This is a genomic window from Streptomyces sp. NPDC015171, from assembly GCF_043079545.1.
Lineage (GTDB): Bacteria > Actinomycetota > Actinomycetes > Streptomycetales > Streptomycetaceae > Streptomyces.
On record NZ_JBIBUO010000017.1, the window covers coordinates 29,023 to 42,935 of the forward strand.

The 13,913-nt window shown below is 74.3% G+C and carries 13 protein-coding genes; 7 read left to right on the plus strand and 6 right to left on the minus strand.

The window, feature by feature from the left end; translation table 11 throughout:
- Window positions 1-10: 10 nt before the first annotated feature.
- Entirely contained in the window at window positions 11-1,120 is a 1,110-nt protein-coding gene (locus ACF073_RS33875) for a cation diffusion facilitator family transporter (protein WP_392075288.1), read from the minus strand.
- 61 nt (window positions 1,121-1,181) lie between these two features.
- On the opposite strand from ACF073_RS33875, the gene ACF073_RS33880 reads away from it, so the two are divergent.
- Window positions 1,182-1,547, plus strand: coding sequence for an ArsR/SmtB family transcription factor (locus ACF073_RS33880; RefSeq protein WP_392075289.1), 366 nt, complete (start codon window positions 1,182-1,184; stop codon window positions 1,545-1,547).
- Between the two features lie 96 nt (window positions 1,548-1,643).
- Here the strand turns inward: ACF073_RS33880 and ACF073_RS33885 are convergent, their stop codons facing one another.
- From ACF073_RS33885 to ACF073_RS33895, 3 genes are all read right to left on the minus strand, one after another.
- Window positions 1,644-2,864 carry a 4-hydroxybenzoate 3-monooxygenase gene (locus ACF073_RS33885; protein ID WP_392075290.1) on the minus strand — a complete coding sequence of 407 codons (1,221 nt, stop codon included), beginning with the start codon at window positions 2,862-2,864 and terminating at the stop codon, window positions 1,644-1,646.
- A gap of 66 nt (window positions 2,865-2,930) precedes the next feature.
- Entirely contained in the window at window positions 2,931-4,565 is a 1,635-nt protein-coding gene (locus ACF073_RS33890; RefSeq protein ID WP_392075291.1) for an APC family permease, read from the minus strand.
- Window positions 4,566-4,781: 216 nt separating this feature from the next.
- Window positions 4,782-5,189: a CoA-binding protein gene (locus ACF073_RS33895; protein WP_392075292.1), complete on the minus strand. Its 408-nt coding sequence runs from the start codon at window positions 5,187-5,189 to the stop codon at window positions 4,782-4,784.
- 140 nt (window positions 5,190-5,329) lie between these two features.
- On the opposite strand from ACF073_RS33895, the gene ACF073_RS33900 reads away from it, so the two are divergent.
- The 5 genes from ACF073_RS33900 to ACF073_RS33920 all read left to right on the plus strand — a co-directional run bounded on the left by ACF073_RS33900 (window position 5,330) and on the right by ACF073_RS33920 (window position 11,562).
- Window positions 5,330-6,067, plus strand: coding sequence for a hypothetical protein (locus ACF073_RS33900; RefSeq protein WP_392075293.1), 738 nt, complete (start codon window positions 5,330-5,332; stop codon window positions 6,065-6,067).
- Complete coding sequence (locus ACF073_RS33905) at window positions 6,064-6,609, plus strand: SixA phosphatase family protein (RefSeq protein ID WP_392075294.1); 546 nt, start codon at window positions 6,064-6,066, stop codon at window positions 6,607-6,609. The genes ACF073_RS33900 and ACF073_RS33905 overlap by 4 nt, the downstream gene beginning before the upstream one ends.
- A gap of 65 nt (window positions 6,610-6,674) precedes the next feature.
- A complete protein-coding gene (locus tag ACF073_RS33910) occupies window positions 6,675-7,304 on the plus strand; it encodes a YigZ family protein (protein WP_392075295.1) in 630 nt (209 codons plus the stop codon).
- 104 nt (window positions 7,305-7,408) lie between these two features.
- On the plus strand, window positions 7,409-8,572 hold the full coding sequence (locus tag ACF073_RS33915; RefSeq protein WP_392075296.1) for an exonuclease SbcCD subunit D: 1,164 nt from the start codon (window positions 7,409-7,411) through the stop codon (window positions 8,570-8,572).
- Window positions 8,569-11,562, plus strand: coding sequence for an AAA family ATPase (locus ACF073_RS33920; RefSeq protein WP_392075297.1), 2,994 nt, complete (start codon window positions 8,569-8,571; stop codon window positions 11,560-11,562). The genes ACF073_RS33915 and ACF073_RS33920 overlap by 4 nt, the downstream gene beginning before the upstream one ends.
- Here ACF073_RS33920 and ACF073_RS33925 read toward each other — a convergent pair.
- Entirely contained in the window at window positions 11,559-12,005 is a 447-nt protein-coding gene (locus tag ACF073_RS33925; RefSeq protein ID WP_392075298.1) for an Lrp/AsnC family transcriptional regulator, read from the minus strand. The genes ACF073_RS33920 and ACF073_RS33925 overlap by 4 nt on opposite strands.
- A 94-nt stretch (window positions 12,006-12,099) precedes the next feature.
- On the opposite strand from ACF073_RS33925, the gene ACF073_RS33930 reads away from it, so the two are divergent.
- Complete coding sequence (locus tag ACF073_RS33930) at window positions 12,100-12,576, plus strand: rhodanese-like domain-containing protein (protein ID WP_392075299.1); 477 nt, start codon at window positions 12,100-12,102, stop codon at window positions 12,574-12,576.
- A 79-nt stretch (window positions 12,577-12,655) separates the two neighbouring features.
- On the opposite strand, the gene ACF073_RS33935 is transcribed toward ACF073_RS33930, so the two are convergent.
- Window positions 12,656-13,894 (minus strand): cytochrome P450, encoded by a 1,239-nt coding sequence (locus ACF073_RS33935; RefSeq protein ID WP_392075300.1) that lies wholly within the window; start codon window positions 13,892-13,894, stop codon window positions 12,656-12,658.
- Window positions 13,895-13,913 lie beyond the last annotated feature (19 nt).

A 13,913-nucleotide genomic window follows, 5' to 3' on the forward strand; every position in this document is an offset into this window, starting at 1 on the left:
CCGCCCGGTCTCACGCCGTCGCGTGGTGGGCCAGCGCCAGGTGCGGGTCCGCCTCCCCGGGGACCGGTGCCGGGTCGGCGTGCACCAGGGCGGCCGTCAGCCTCGGCACGGCGTGCAGCAGGGCGTGTTCGGCCGCCACGGCGATCGCGTGCGCCTGCCGTACCGTCGCCTCCCCGTCCACCACCACGGCGAGTTCGGCCCGCAGCCGGTGCCCGATCCAGCGCAGCCGCAGCTCGCCCACCTCCCGCACACCCGGCACCGCGCGCACCGCCCGCTCGGCCCGGTCCACCAGCGCCGGGTCGACTGCGTCCAGCATCCGCCGGAACACCTCCCGCGCCGCGTCCCGCAGCACCAGGACGATCGCGGCCGTGATCGCCAGCCCCACCACCGGGTCGGCGAGCCGCCACCCCAGCGCCGAGCCGCCCGCGCCCAGCAGCACGGCGAGCGAGGTGAACCCGTCGGTCCTGGCGTGCAGCCCGTCGGCGACGAGCGCGGCCGAGCCGATCTCCCGGCCCACCCGGATCCGGTACCTGGCCACCCCCTCGTTGCCGGCGAAACCGAGCAGCGCGGCCACCGCGACGGCGGGCAGCTGCGTCACCGGGCGCGGATCGAGCAGCCGCCCGACCGCCGCCCACGCGGCGAAGGCCGCCGACGCGGCGATGGTCAGCACGATGACGAGCCCGGCGAGATCCTCGGCGCGGCCGTAGCCGTAGGTGAACCGGCGGTTCGCCGCCCGCCGCCCCAGCACGAAGGCGATGCCGAGGGGGACGGCGGTCAGCGCGTCGGCCGCGTTGTGCACGGTGTCCCCGAGCAGCGCCACCGACCCGGACACGGCCACCACCGCCGCCTGCGCCAGCGCGGTCGCCCCGAGCACGGCCAGCGACACCCACAGGGCGCGCATCCCGCGCGCCGAGGACTCCAGCGCCGTATCGAGCTTGTCGGCGGTCTCGTGGGAGTGCGGGGTGAGGAGACGGGCCAGGCGGTGGCGCGGGCCGGGGGAGCGGGTGGGGCGCCCGTGGGTGTGCCGGTGCCCGTGCGGGTGCTGGTGCTGCGGGTGCGGGTGCGGGTGCGGGTGCGGGTGCTCGTGCGTCGGGTGCTCGTCGGGGTGCCGGTGGTTCACGTCGATCCCCTTCCGGTGTGCGGGAGTGGACGCGGGGCGCCCACGGAGCCATTATGTGCGTATGAGCGCACGCATGCACCTGTCACCTGCGCATCATGCGCACCCGCGCAGTCCGGGCGAGGAGCAGTTCGCGCTCGCCGCCGAACTCCTCGCCCTGCTGGGCGACCGCACCCGGCTCGCCCTGCTGCACGTGCTGACGTCGGGCGAGGCCGACGTCAGCACGCTGACCGAGGCGTGCGGTGCCGCCCGTCCGGCCGTCAGCCAGCATCTCGCCCGGCTGCGGCTCGCGGGTCTGGTCGACACCCGCAAGGAGGGCCGGCGGGTGATCTACTCGCTGCGCCACGGCCATCTGCGCCGGCTGGTCGAGGAGGCGCTGCGGACGGCGGACCACCGCATCGCCGAACGGGACGGCCGAGCGGAGAGCTGAGCCGCTCCGGGAGGGCCGGCGCCTCGTCGGTGCGGCGCCGGGACCGACGGGACCGGACGGCAGCCCGGTTCGGTGCGCGGTGGTGGTGCCGCGGGCTCAGAACCCCGCTGCCGTGCCGAGGTACTGCTCGGCGAAGGCCGCCGCTGCGACCGGTGAGGTGAACAGCCGGCGCAGCCGGGCCAGCGTGGTCCCGGCGCGGTAGGGGTCGCCGCAGGAGGTGCCGTGGTAGATCTCCGAGAGCCACTGCGAGAACTCCTGGTAGTCCCACACGCGCCTGAGGCAGGCCGCCGAGTAGCCGTCCAGGCCGGTCGAGTCGCCCCGGGTCAGCTGGTCCACGAGGCCGTCGCCGAGCAGGAACGCGTCGTTCAGGGCGAGGTTCATGCCCTTCGCGGCGATCGGCGCGACGAGGTGCGCGGCGTCACCGGCCAGGAAGAGGCGGCCGAACACCATCGGCTCCACGACGTAGTTGTGCATGTCCAGCACGCGCTTCTGCAGCAGCCGCCCCTCGGCCAGCGGCGGCCGGTCAGCGGCGCGCAGGCGCTGCTGGAGCTCGGCCCAGACCCGCTCCTCGGGCCAGTCGTCCGGGCCCTCGCCCGGCCCGCACTGGAGGTAGTAGCGGGTCATCTCCGGGCTGCGCGGCATGTGCCCGGCGAACCCCTGGGGGTGCATGCCGAACAGCACGCGGTCGGCCGACGGCGGGGCCTCGGCCAGCAGGGCGAGCCAGCCGACGCCGTAGTCGTGCCGGGTCGTCGGTGTCCGCTGCGGCAGTGCGGCCCGGCTCGCTCCGCGGGCCCCGTCGCAGCCGGCCACGAAGTCGCAGCGCACCAGCCGCCGTTCACCGCTGTCCGGGTCGGTGTACGAGACGGCGGGCCGGTCCGAGTCCAGGTCGTGCAGGCGTACGTCCCGCACGCCGAAGCGGATCTCGCCGCCGCGCGCATCGGCGTACTCGCGCACGAGATCGGTCACGAGCGCGGGCTGCGGATAGATCCAGTGGTGACGCCCCGTCAGCTCCGTGTAGGCGAAGCGGTAGCCGTGGCCGTCGAAGCGGAACTCGCACTCGGAGTGCCGCTCCGCGCGCTCCACCAGCCGGCCGGCCAGGCCGCGCTGTTCGAGGCCGCGCACGGCCCATTCCTCGATGACCCCGGCGCGTGGCCGCTGTTCGATGAAGGACCTGCTCTCGGTCTCCAGGACCAGACAGTCGACACCGGCGGCCCGCAGGATGTTGCCGACGGTCAGGCCGGCCGGGCCGGCGCCCACGACGACCACCGGAAACCGGGAAGCGGAAGGGGAGTTGGAGTGGGGGGAAGGAGACGTCACGCGAGCATTATGACGGTGTCCCGTCAGCCGGAGCCGACGGGACACCGTGGGTGCCGGGCGGGTGGGTCAGTGCGCGGGCGCGTCCGTCACCACGACCTCGTCGATGCTGCGCTCGATCGCCTCGGGCGCGGAGGCGACGGCCCGGGCCCAGTAGTAGATGCCGATCGAGAAGGCGGCCACGACCAGGATGTCCCACCACAGCGGGATGTGGCCCTGGCCGCCGAAGCCGCCCTGCCAGGAGATCAGGCCGAGGCCGGCCAGGTAGGCGGGCAGCCACTGCGCGGCCCGGAAGTCCATGCGGGGCGCGTCCGGCTTCCGCTTGGCGGTGGCGTACCAGGCGTAGGAGCCCAGCAGCACATAGCCGAGCAGGATCGCGAAGCCCAGCCGCCACAGGGTGTCCCAGCCGGCCCAGTAGATGATGAGGTTGGCGACCACGAAGGACAGCGGCGAGATGAACCTGCCGCCGGGCAGCCGGTACGGACGCTCGTGGTGCGGCAGCCGGTCGGCGAAGACGCCGTAGGCCAGCGGGGCGCCCGCGTACATCAGCACGCTCGCCGAGGTGATGAAGCCGACCAGCTCCTGCCAGCTCGGGAACGGCAGGAAGCAGACCACGCCGGTGACGAACGACATCACCAGGCCGAACCACGGCACACCGCGCTTGTCGGTCTTGGCGAACGCCTTCGGCGCGTAGCCGTTCTTGGCGAGGCCGTAGGAGACGCGGGAGGTGGCGGTGGTGTAGATCAGGCCGGTGCCGCCGGGGGAGATGATCGCGTCGATGTAGAGCACCCAGCCGAGCCAGCCGAGGCCCACCAGGGTCGCCAGGCCCGCCCAGGGGCCGCTGATGCCGGCGAAGTCCAGCTTGGCCCAGCCGTGCGCGAAGGAGGCGTGCGGCAGCGCGGCGATGAAGACCACCTGGAGGAGGATGTAGATCACGGCGCCGATGGCGACCGAGCCCAGCGTCGCCCGCGGCAGGTCGCGCTTGGGGTTGCGGCTCTCGCCCGCCAGCTGGATCGCCTGCTCGAAGCCGAGCAGCGCGAAGATGATGCCGCTGGTGCTGATGGCGCCGAGGATGCCCTTGGCGCCGAACGGCGCGAAGCCCTCCGAGGTGAAGTTGCCGGCGTGGAAGTTGCCCGCGGCGATGATGAAGATCGCCCCGAGCGGGACGGCGATCTTCCACCAGGTGGCGGCGCTGTTGGTGTGTGCGAGGGCGCGGACGCCGAAGAAGTTGACGGCGACGAAGACCGCCATCAGGGCCACGGCCGTGGCGAAGCCGCTGGGCGTCAGCGTTCCGTCGGCATGCTGCAGGCTCTGGGCCCACTTCCAGTGGCCGGCGTAGCCGATCATGGCCTCGACCTCGATCGGGGCCACGGTGGCGGCCTGCAGCCAGGCGAACCAGCCGAAGGACATGCCGGCCAGGCCGCCGAACGCGTAGTGCGGGTAGCGGGCCGTGCCGCCCGCCACCGGGAACATGCCGCCCAGCTCGGCGTGGACCAGGGCGAGCAGGACGATGGCCACCGCGCCGATCACCCACGAGATGATCGCCGCGGGGCCGGCCACGACCACCGCTTTCTCGGCGCCGTACAGCCAGCCGGAGCCGATGATGGAGCCCACGGAGGCCCACATCAGACCGATCAGTCCGACATCGCGGCGCAGGCCGCCGGACTCTGTCCTGGCCTGTGGCAAGGCGTCGACTTTCGTCATGTCTTGCGCCATGTCAAGTGGCCTCTCATTTTGTGAACGCAGAATTAACGAGCAAGGGAGGCCACAGGCTAGGAAGACGTTCCGTGTCGGCAAAAGACTGTTTTACAAAACTTGACCCAGGATCTTGTCCCTTTTGGGAAGTATCTTCGTGCAGGTCAGAGATCAAATTCGAATGTCAATATTCAGCGCCGAATTGTGAGAAGAGTGTGAGACAGGCTAGGTGAGGCGGGGAATTTCGATGGCCGGGCACCGGTCCATGACCATCTCCAGACCCGCCGCCCGCGTCCGCGCCCAGGCGATTTCGTCGACGACCCCCAGCTGGAACCAGACCGCCCGCGCGCCCTTCGCCACGGCCTCGTCCGCCACCGCCCCCGCCAGCTCGGCGTTCACGAAGACGTCGACCACGTCCACGTCGAACGGGACGTCCGCGAGGGAGGCGTAGCCCCGCTCCCCGTGCACCGTCTCGGCCTTGGGGTGCACCGGCACGATCCGCTTGCCGAACCGCTGGAGCACCTGCGCCACCCCGTAGGCGGCCCGGTTCCGGTTCGAGGACAGGCCGACCACCGCCCAGGTGTCGCCCAGCTCGGTCAGGATCCTGCGGATCGTCGCCTCGTCGCCGTACATCGGCCGCCTCCTCGGGCTGCGGGGAACTGTGTGTCGGGCAACATCGCCCCGGTGGTGCGGATTCCCGCCGTACCGCGCCACGCTGTCCTGAATCGGTGCAAGCCGCTGCATACGGCCGCCCGCCCGCCTACGCTCAGCCCGTGCTGCGCATCCTCGACGCCCGAACCGGTGAGCCCGTCCCCGCCGCCCCCGCCCGCCGTGGCCTGACCCGCATCGAGGCCCATGCCTCCGGCCTCGATCCCACGGCCCTGCGGGTGCTGCTCACCGCCGATCTGCTCGTCCGGGCCCTGGAACTGGGCGGCACCCCCGTCTGGACGATCCTCACCGCCCCCCGCGACCTGCCCGAGCTCCGCACCGCCGGCACGCGCCTCGCCATCCGCCCCTTCGAGGACGGCCGCGACCTCGCCTCCGGGCTCGGGGAGGCGCAGGTGCTCCATGTCGCGGAGGGCGGCGCCGCCATGCGGGCCGAGGGCCCGGTGGCCGCCGTGGCGCCCGTGGTCCGGGAGGATCCGCAGCCGCCGCTCGCGGTCCTCCTCACCGATCCCGCCGCGCTGCGGCTCGCCCTGCTCTCCGTCCCCAGGAACCGGCCCGCGCGCCTGGACGGCGCCGCCCTCGACCGGGCCGCCGGGCAGCTCGCCGACTGGCGGCGGGCGGTGGCCGGCTGGGCGAGGCAGCCCTCCCGGCCGGTGCCCGAACAGGTGCGGAACCGGCTGCGCGACGCCTGGGAGGACGATCTCGACCTGCCGGGTGTGCTGGCGGTGCTGCGGGACGTGGCGGACGCGCCGGACCTGCCCGACGGCGCCCGCTTCGAGACCTACGCCTACGTCGACCGGCTGCTCGCCCTGGACCTCGCGCGCGACCTCGGGGCCCCCGCGTGAGCACGCCGGCGGGCGCCGGACCGCTGCGCCGGCTCGTGGTGCTGCGGCACGCCAAGTCCGCCTGGCCCGAGGGTGTCGATGACCACCACAGACCGCTGGCGCCGCGCGGGATGCGCGACGCCCCGGCCGCCGGGCGCGCGCTCGCCGCCGGTTCCCTGCCCGACCTCACCCTGTGCTCCACCGCCGTGCGCGCCCGCCGCACCTGGGAGCTGGTCTCCGCGGAGTGGGCCACCCCGCCGCCGGTGCACTACGACGGGCGGCTGTACGCGGCCGGCGTACCGGACCTGCTGGAGGTGGTGCACGAGGTGCCGGCGCAGGTGCGGACGCTGCTGCTGATCGGGCACAACCCCGGCCTCGAGGAGCTGGTGGCGGCCCTGGCCGCGGACGGCCTCGACGACACGCTGGAGCGGGTGCGGGAGAAGTTCCCGACCTCCGCGCTCGCCGTGCTCGCCTGGCACGGCACCGGCTGGCCGGACCTCGCCCCGGACACGGCCCTGCTCACCTCCTTCACGGTCCCGCGCGGCAAGCGGGCCTCCGGATAGCCCGGGGCGAGCGGGCCCGCCGGTGCGCCGGCGGGCCGCCGCGGCGGTGCGCATAGGCTGGCGGGATGCAGGACGAGTACCGCACAGTCGCCCGCGCGGGCGTGCACGAGACCGAGATCAACCGCTCCCGCTTCCTGTGCGCCCTCGCCCCGGCCGCCACCGAGCGGGAGGCCCAGGACTTCATCGCCGCCGTGCGCAAGGAGCACGCCGACGCCACCCACAACTGCTGGGCGTACGTCATCGGGGCCGACGCCTCGGTGCAGAAGGCCAGCGACGACGGCGAACCCGGCGGCACGGCCGGGGTCCCCATGCTCCAGATGCTGCTGCGCCGCGACATGCGGTACGTCGTCGCGGTCGTCACCCGCTACTACGGCGGCGTCAAGCTCGGCGCCGGCGGACTCATCCGCGCCTACGGCGGCTCCGTCGGCGAGGCCATGGACGCGCTCGGCACGATCACCCGGCGCCGCTTCCGGCTGGCCACCGTGACCGTCGACCACCAGCGGGCGGGCAAGGTCCAGAACGACCTGCGCGCCACCGGACGCGAGGTGCGTGACGTCCGCTACGGCGAGGCCGTCACCATCGAGATCGGCCTGCCGGACGCCGACGTGGACGCCTTCCGGGGCTGGCTCGCCGATGTGACGGCGGGCACGGCCGGCTTCGTACTGGGCGGTGAAGTTTACGGAGACGCCCGATAATTGCCGTTAATCGGGCATAACGGTCGCATGGGGTGCGGGTCGTGACGGGCTGGTACGGGAGTAACCGCCCGTGATGTCAGACCCGGCCGTTAGTCTCGGGAATCATGCGACTCCTGCACACGTCCGACTGGCACCTCGGCCGGGCCTTCCACCGGGTGAACCTGCTCGGGGCCCAGGCCGGGTTCATCGGCCACCTCGTCGCCACCGTGCGTGAGCGCGCGGTGGACGCGGTGGTCGTCTCGGGCGATGTGTACGACCGGGCGGTGCCCCCGCTCGCCGCCGTCGAGCTGTTCGACACCGCACTGCACCGCCTCGCGGACCTCGGCGTGCCCACGGTGATGATCTCCGGCAACCACGACTCGGCCCGCCGCCTCGGCGTCGGCGCCGGGCTGATCGACCGCGCGGGCATCCACCTGCGCACCGAGCCCGCCGCCGCCGGCACCCCGGTCGTCCTGCCCGACGCCCACGGCGACGTCGCCTTCTACGGCCTGCCCTACCTCGAACCGGCCCTGGTGAAAGACGAGTTCGCCGTCGACAAGGCCGGCCACGAGGCCGTCCTCAGTGCCGCCATGGACCGCGTCCGCGCCGACCTCGCCACCCGCCCGCCCGGCACGCGCTCCGTCGTCCTCGCCCACGCCTTCGTCACCGGCGGCCAGGCGAGCGACAGCGAGCGGGACATCACCGTCGGCGGGGTGGCCGCCGTACCGGCCGGCGTCTTCGACGGCGTCGACTACGTGGCGCTCGGCCATCTGCACGGCTGCCAGACCCTCACCGAGCGCGTGCGCTACTCCGGCTCCCCGCTCGCCTACTCCTTCTCCGAGGCCGACCACCGCAAGAGCATGTGGCTGGTCGACCTCGACCCGGCCGGCGCGGTCACCGCCGAACGCGTCGACTGCCCGGTGCCCCGCCCGCTCGCCCGTCTGCGCGGCACCCTGGAGGGCCTCCTCGCCGACCCGGCGCTGACCCGCCACGAGGACGCCTGGGTCGAGGCCACCCTCACCGACCCGGTCCGCCCGGCCGACCCCATGGCCCGGCTCACCGAACGCTTCCCGCACACCCTCAGCCTGGTCTTCGCCCCCGAGCGGGCCCCGGACGACCCCCAGGTGTCGTACGCCCGGCGCCTCGCGGGCCGCAGCGACCAGCAGATCGCCCAGGACTTCGTCGCCCATGTGCGCGGCGCCGCACCCGACGAGCGCGAGGCGGCCGTGCTGCGCGAGGCGTTCGACGCCGTGCGCGCCGACGGCGCCGCACGGGAGGTGGCGCGGTGAGGCTGCACCGGCTCGACATCACCGCCTTCGGGCCCTTCGGCGGCTCCCAGAGCGTCGACTTCGACGCGCTGTCCGCCGCCGGCCTCTTCCTGCTGCACGGCCCCACCGGCGCGGGCAAGACCTCCGTCCTCGACGCCGTCTGCTACGCGCTCTACGGCTCCGTCCCCGGCGCCCGGCAGAGCGGCCAGGGCATGAACCTGCGCAGTGACCACGCCGAACCGGGCACCCGCACCGAGGTCCGCCTCGGCCTGACCGTCGCGGGACGCCGCCTGGAGATCACCCGGCAGCCCCCGTGGGAGCGGCGCAAGCTGCGCGGCAAGGGCATGACGGTCGACAAGGCCCAGACCTGGCTGCGCGAGTACGACGCGGCGGCCGGCACCTGGAAGGACCTCAGCCGCTCCCACCAGGAGATCGGCACCGAGATCGAGCAGCTGCTCGGCATGAGCCGCGAGCAGTTCTGCCAGGTCGTCCTGTTGCCCCAGGGCGACTTCGCCCGCTTCCTGCGCGCCGACGCCGAGGCCCGGGGCCGGCTCCTCGGCCGCCTCTTCGACACCCAGCGCTTCAGCGACGTCGAAAAGCGCCTCGCCGACCGGCGCCGCGCCGCCGAGGCACGCGTGCGCGAGGGCGACACCGCCCTGCTCGCCGACGCCCACCGCATGCAGCAGGAGGCAGGCGACGCCATGGAGGTGCCCGAGCAGGCCCCAGGCGACCCGGGTCTCGCCGCGGCCGTCCTCGGCGCCGCCGCCGTGGCCCGCAGCACCGCACGGGAACGCCTCACCGTCGCCCACTGCCGCCTCTCCGCCGCCGAGTCCGCCCACGCCACGGCCCGCCGCACCCTGGAGGAGGTCTGCGAACTCGCCCGGCTGCAGGACCGGTTCGCCGAGGCACGGCGGCGGGCCGAGCGCCTCCAGGAGCGGTCGGGCGCCCACCGCGAGACACAGGAGCGCATGGAGCGGGCCCGCAAGGCCGAGGCGGTCGGGCCCGCGCTCGAACTGCGGGAGGCCGCCGAGACGGACCACCGCCGGGCCGCCGCCGCCGAGGCGCACGCACGCGCGCAGCTCCCCGGCCACCACGCCGACGCCGACGCGAGCGGACTCGCCGCCGCCGCCCGCCGGGCCGCCGAGGAACTGGGCGGCCTGGACGCGGCCCGGCGCGCGGAGCGACGGCTCGCCGAACTCGCGGCCGAGCGGGCCGGACTCGACCGGCAGGAGCGCGCCGACGAGGACGTGCTGCGCGAGGCCGACGCCTGGCTCGCCGACTGGGACGGCACCCGCACCGCACTCCAGACCCGCATCGACTCCGCGCAGGAGGCCGCCACCCGCGCCGAACAGCTCGCCGTGCAGCGCGCCCCCATGCGGCGGCGCCTGGACGCGGCCCGCACCCGCGACCAGCTCGCCGCCGACCTCGAACTGGCCCGGCAGCAGGCGCGGAGCGCCGCGCAGCGCGCGCTCGACGCCCGCACCCACTGGCTCGACCTGAAGGAACAGCGCCTGACCGGCATCGCCGCCGAACTGGCCGCCCACCTCACCGACGGCGAGCCCTGCGCGGTCTGCGGCGCCACCGCACACCCCGCGCCCGCCCGCAAGGTCGCCGGACACGTCGACCGCGAGACCGAGGACCGCGCGCTCGCCGCCAGCCGGCGGGCCGAGGAGCAGCACACCGAGGACGAACGGCGGCTCGGCGTGGTCCGCGAGGCCCTGGCCGCCGCCACCGCCGAGGCCGGCGACACGCCCACCGCCCGGCTCGCCGCCGAGGCCGCCGAACTGGAGCAGGAGTACGCCGGCGCCCGCCGCGCGGCTTCCGCCCTGCACGCCGCCCAGGAGGAGCTGCGGCGGGCCGAGCGGGAGCGCGAGCAGCGCCTCGCCGACCGCCACCAGGCCGCCGTGCGGGCCGCCTCCCGGCTCACCCGCCGCGACACCCTGGAGCGCGAACAGACCCGGCTCGCGGTCGAGCTGGAGCAGGCCCGCGGCAGCGCCGACAGCGTGGCCGCGCGCGCCGCGCAGCTGGAGCGGCTGGCGGCACGGCTCACCGAGGCCGCCGACGCCGTACGCACCGCCGAGGACGCGGCCGAGCGGCTGAAGGACGCCGACGCCCGCCTCGCCGACGCCGCCTACCGGGCCGGCTTCGACACCCCGCAGGCCGCCGCGGCGGCCCTGCTCGACCCCGCCGCCCACCGCGAACTGCAGCACCGGCTGGACGCCTGGCAGCAGGAGGAGGCCGCCGTCCGCGCGGTCCTCGCCGAGACCGGCACCGCCGAGGCCGCCCGGCAGCCGCCCGCCGACCCGGCGGCCGCCGAGCGCACCGCGGCCGGCGCGGAACGCCGGCTGCGCGAAGCCGGCTCCGCACGCGACGCCGCCGCCCGCTGCTGCGCCGAACTGGACCGCCTCTCCACCCGGGCCGCCGAGGCCGTCCGCCGGCTCGCCCCGCTGCGCGAGGAGTACGACCGGGTGGCCCGGCTCGCCGCCCTCACCGCGGGCACCGCCGCCGACAACGAACGCAGGATGCGCCTGGAGTCGTACGTCCTGGCGGCCCGCCTGGAACAGGTCGCCGCCGCCGCGACCGTCCGTCTCCAGCGCATGTCGTCGGGCCGCTACACCCTCGTCCACTCCGACGACCGCGCCGGGCGCGGGCGCAGCGGGCTCGGGCTGCACGTGGTGGACGCCTGGACCGGGCGCGAGCGGGACACCGCCACCCTGTCCGGCGGCGAGACCTTCTTCGCCTCCCTCGCGCTCGCCCTCGGCCTCGCCGACGTCGTCACCGACGAGACGGGCGGCGTCCGGCTGGACACCCTCTTCATCGACGAGGGCTTCGGCAGCCTGGACGACCAGAGCCTCGACGAGGTCCTCGACGTCCTGGACTCCCTGCGCGAACGCGACCGCAGCGTGGGCATCGTCAGCCACGTCGCCGACCTGCGCCGCCGCATCCACGCCCAACTGGAGGTCGTGAAGGGCCGGTCGGGGTCGGTGGTGCGGCAGCGGGGGGTCGGCTAGCGGCCCAGCGGGCGGCGGGTGAGGGGGGAGGAGTACACCACGCTGGTGGTCACCGAGCCGAGTGCGCCGATCTTGCCGGAGATCGCTTCCAGATGGGACATCGACGACGCGGCGACCTTGATGACGAAGCAGTCGTCGCCGGTGACGTGGTGCGCCTCCAGGATCTCCGGAGTCGCGGCGACCAGGTCGTGGAACGGCTTGTAGTTGCCGTTCGGGTAGCGCAGGCGCACGAACGCCAGGATCGGCAGGCCCAGCCGCTCGGCGTCGACCACCGCCGCGTAGCCCTGGATCACCCCGGCCTCCTCCAGCCGCCTGACCCGTTCGGTGACGGCGCTCGGCGACATGGACACGGCCCGCGCCAGCTCGGCGTAGCTGGCCCGGCCGTCGCGCTGGAGGACCTCGAGGATGCGCCAGTCGGTGGCGTCCGGGGAATACACGGTCATCCCGGATGGATAGCAGGGGAATCCCCGGCAGGGCAAGGGGTGGTCCGTGGATCGTCCCTTCAGGGGGCGGGCCGCCGGCCATAGATTCTTGGTCATGATCAAGACGACCTCCGAGAACCCCGTCCTGCGCGTCGCTCCCGCCGCCCCCGCCGAGGCGGCCGCCCACTTCCGGGCTGCCCTCGCCTTTCACGCCGACGTCTCCGACGTGGCCACCGCGCTCGCGGCCGGCGGCGACCCCGGCTTCGTCGTCCTGGACTCCCGTTCCACCGAGTCCTGGGACCAGGGCCACGTCCCCGGCGCCGTCCACCTGCCGACCGCGCTCATCCCCGAGCAGGCCGCACAGCTCCTCGACCCGTCCGTACCGGTGGTGACGTACTGCTGGGGCCCCGGCTGCAACGGCGCCACCCGTGCGGCCCTCGCCCTCGCCGAGCTCGGCTACCAGGTCAAGGAGATGCTCGGCGGCTTCGAGTACTGGGCGCGTGAGGGTTTCCCCTACGAGACCTGGCAGGGCCCGGCAGGGCGCGAGGCCGACCCGCTGACGGCTCCGGTGGCGGGCGACTGCGGCTGCTGACACCGCGGCGGCGGCCGGGCCGGGGCCAGGGCGTGCGCGACGGCGGGGGCCGGTGGTCCCGCACCGGCCGGTCCGTCGGTCAGTCCACGCCGTCGAAGGCGATGTTCAGATGCCGGGGGCCGCGCAGCACCGCGTTCGGCCGGTACGGCGGCGGGTCCTCGAGGAGACGCGGGTCGCGCAGCCGCCTGGCCAGCTCGGACAGGGCGATCTGGGTCTCCAGGCGGGCCAGCGGAGCGCCGAAGCAGCTGTGGATGCCGCTGCCGAAGCCGAGGTGCTGGATGTCCCCGCGGTCCGGGTCGAACCGCGCGGGGTCCTTGAACCGCTCCGGGTCCCGGTTGCCCGCGGCGAGCACCAGCCAGATCCGTGACCCCTTGGGGATGGTGACCCCGCGCACCTCGATGTCGGCGATGCTGGTGCGCTGCGGCACGAGCTGCACCGGCGGTTCGTACCGCAGCAGCTCCTCCACGATGTTGACCGAGAGGCCCGGGTCCTCCCGGAGCCGCTGGAGGATATCCGGGTGGCGCAGCAGGGTGAGCATGCCGTTGGTGATCAGGTTGACCGTCGTCTCGTGCCCGGCGATCAGCAGCAGCACCGAGGTGCTGAGCACCTCCATCATCGTCATGGAGCCGTCCGGGCCCCGGCTGTTCACCAGGTCGGACAGCAGGTCGTCCCGCGGCTCCTTGGTGCGCTGCTCGACCAGCCCGGCCAGATACATGCCGAGCTGCATACGGGCTTCCTGCGCGGCCCTCTGGGAGTCGGTGTCCGCGCCCTGACCGGTGTTCGGGTCCAGGCTCGCGACCAGCGGGTCGACCCAGGCGCGGAACTTCGGCTCGTCCTCCCGCGGCACCCCGAGCAGCCGGCAGATCACCGTCACCGGGAACGGGTAGGCGAACTGGTCGACCAGGTCGATCTCGCGCGCGTCCCCGAACCCGTCGATCAGACCGGTGACGATCTCCCGCATCTCCCCCCGCATGCCGTCGATCCGCCGCGGCCGGTGCGGCGGTCCGAAGGCGCTGTTGGCGATGCGCCGCAGCCGGTCGTGCTCGGGCGGGTCGAGCCGCAGGAACGACGGCGGCAGCCCGCCCGTCTCCTCCGGCCCGGTCGTCCCGTCGTCCCCGGCGGCGGCCAGGTTGGCGGCGTCCGAGCTGATCCGCGGATCGTGCAGGAGGGCCTTGATGTCGTAGTACGAGCTGATGATGTAGGGGCCGTCCTCCTCCTCGTGGAGCACCGGTGTCCTGCGGAGTTCCTCGTACACCGGATACGGGTCGGCGCGGTTCGCGAAGTCGGTGATCTGGCGCAACATCGAGGCGTGCGGCATGGCGGGTCCTTGGAGCGTC

Bases quoted from the DNA above. Each gene is read 5' to 3' on its own strand.
- ACF073_RS33880 (WP_392075289.1), top strand. From the start codon at position 1,182: ATGAGCGCACGCATGCACCTGTCACCTGCGCATCATGCGCACCCGCGC.
- ACF073_RS33890 (WP_392075291.1), bottom strand. From the start codon at position 4,565: ATGACGAAAGTCGACGCCTTGCCACAGGCCAGGACAGAGTCCGGCGGC.
- ACF073_RS33895 (WP_392075292.1), bottom strand. From the start codon at position 5,189: ATGTACGGCGACGAGGCGACGATCCGCAGGATCCTGACCGAGCTGGGC.
- ACF073_RS33910 (WP_392075295.1), top strand. From the start codon at position 6,675: ATGCAGGACGAGTACCGCACAGTCGCCCGCGCGGGCGTGCACGAGACC.
- ACF073_RS33915 (WP_392075296.1), top strand. From the start codon at position 7,409: ATGCGACTCCTGCACACGTCCGACTGGCACCTCGGCCGGGCCTTCCAC.
- ACF073_RS33925 (WP_392075298.1), bottom strand. From the start codon at position 12,005: ATGACCGTGTATTCCCCGGACGCCACCGACTGGCGCATCCTCGAGGTC.
- ACF073_RS33930 (WP_392075299.1), top strand. From the start codon at position 12,100: ATGATCAAGACGACCTCCGAGAACCCCGTCCTGCGCGTCGCTCCCGCC.
- ACF073_RS33935 (WP_392075300.1), bottom strand. From the start codon at position 13,894: ATGCCGCACGCCTCGATGTTGCGCCAGATCACCGACTTCGCGAACCGC.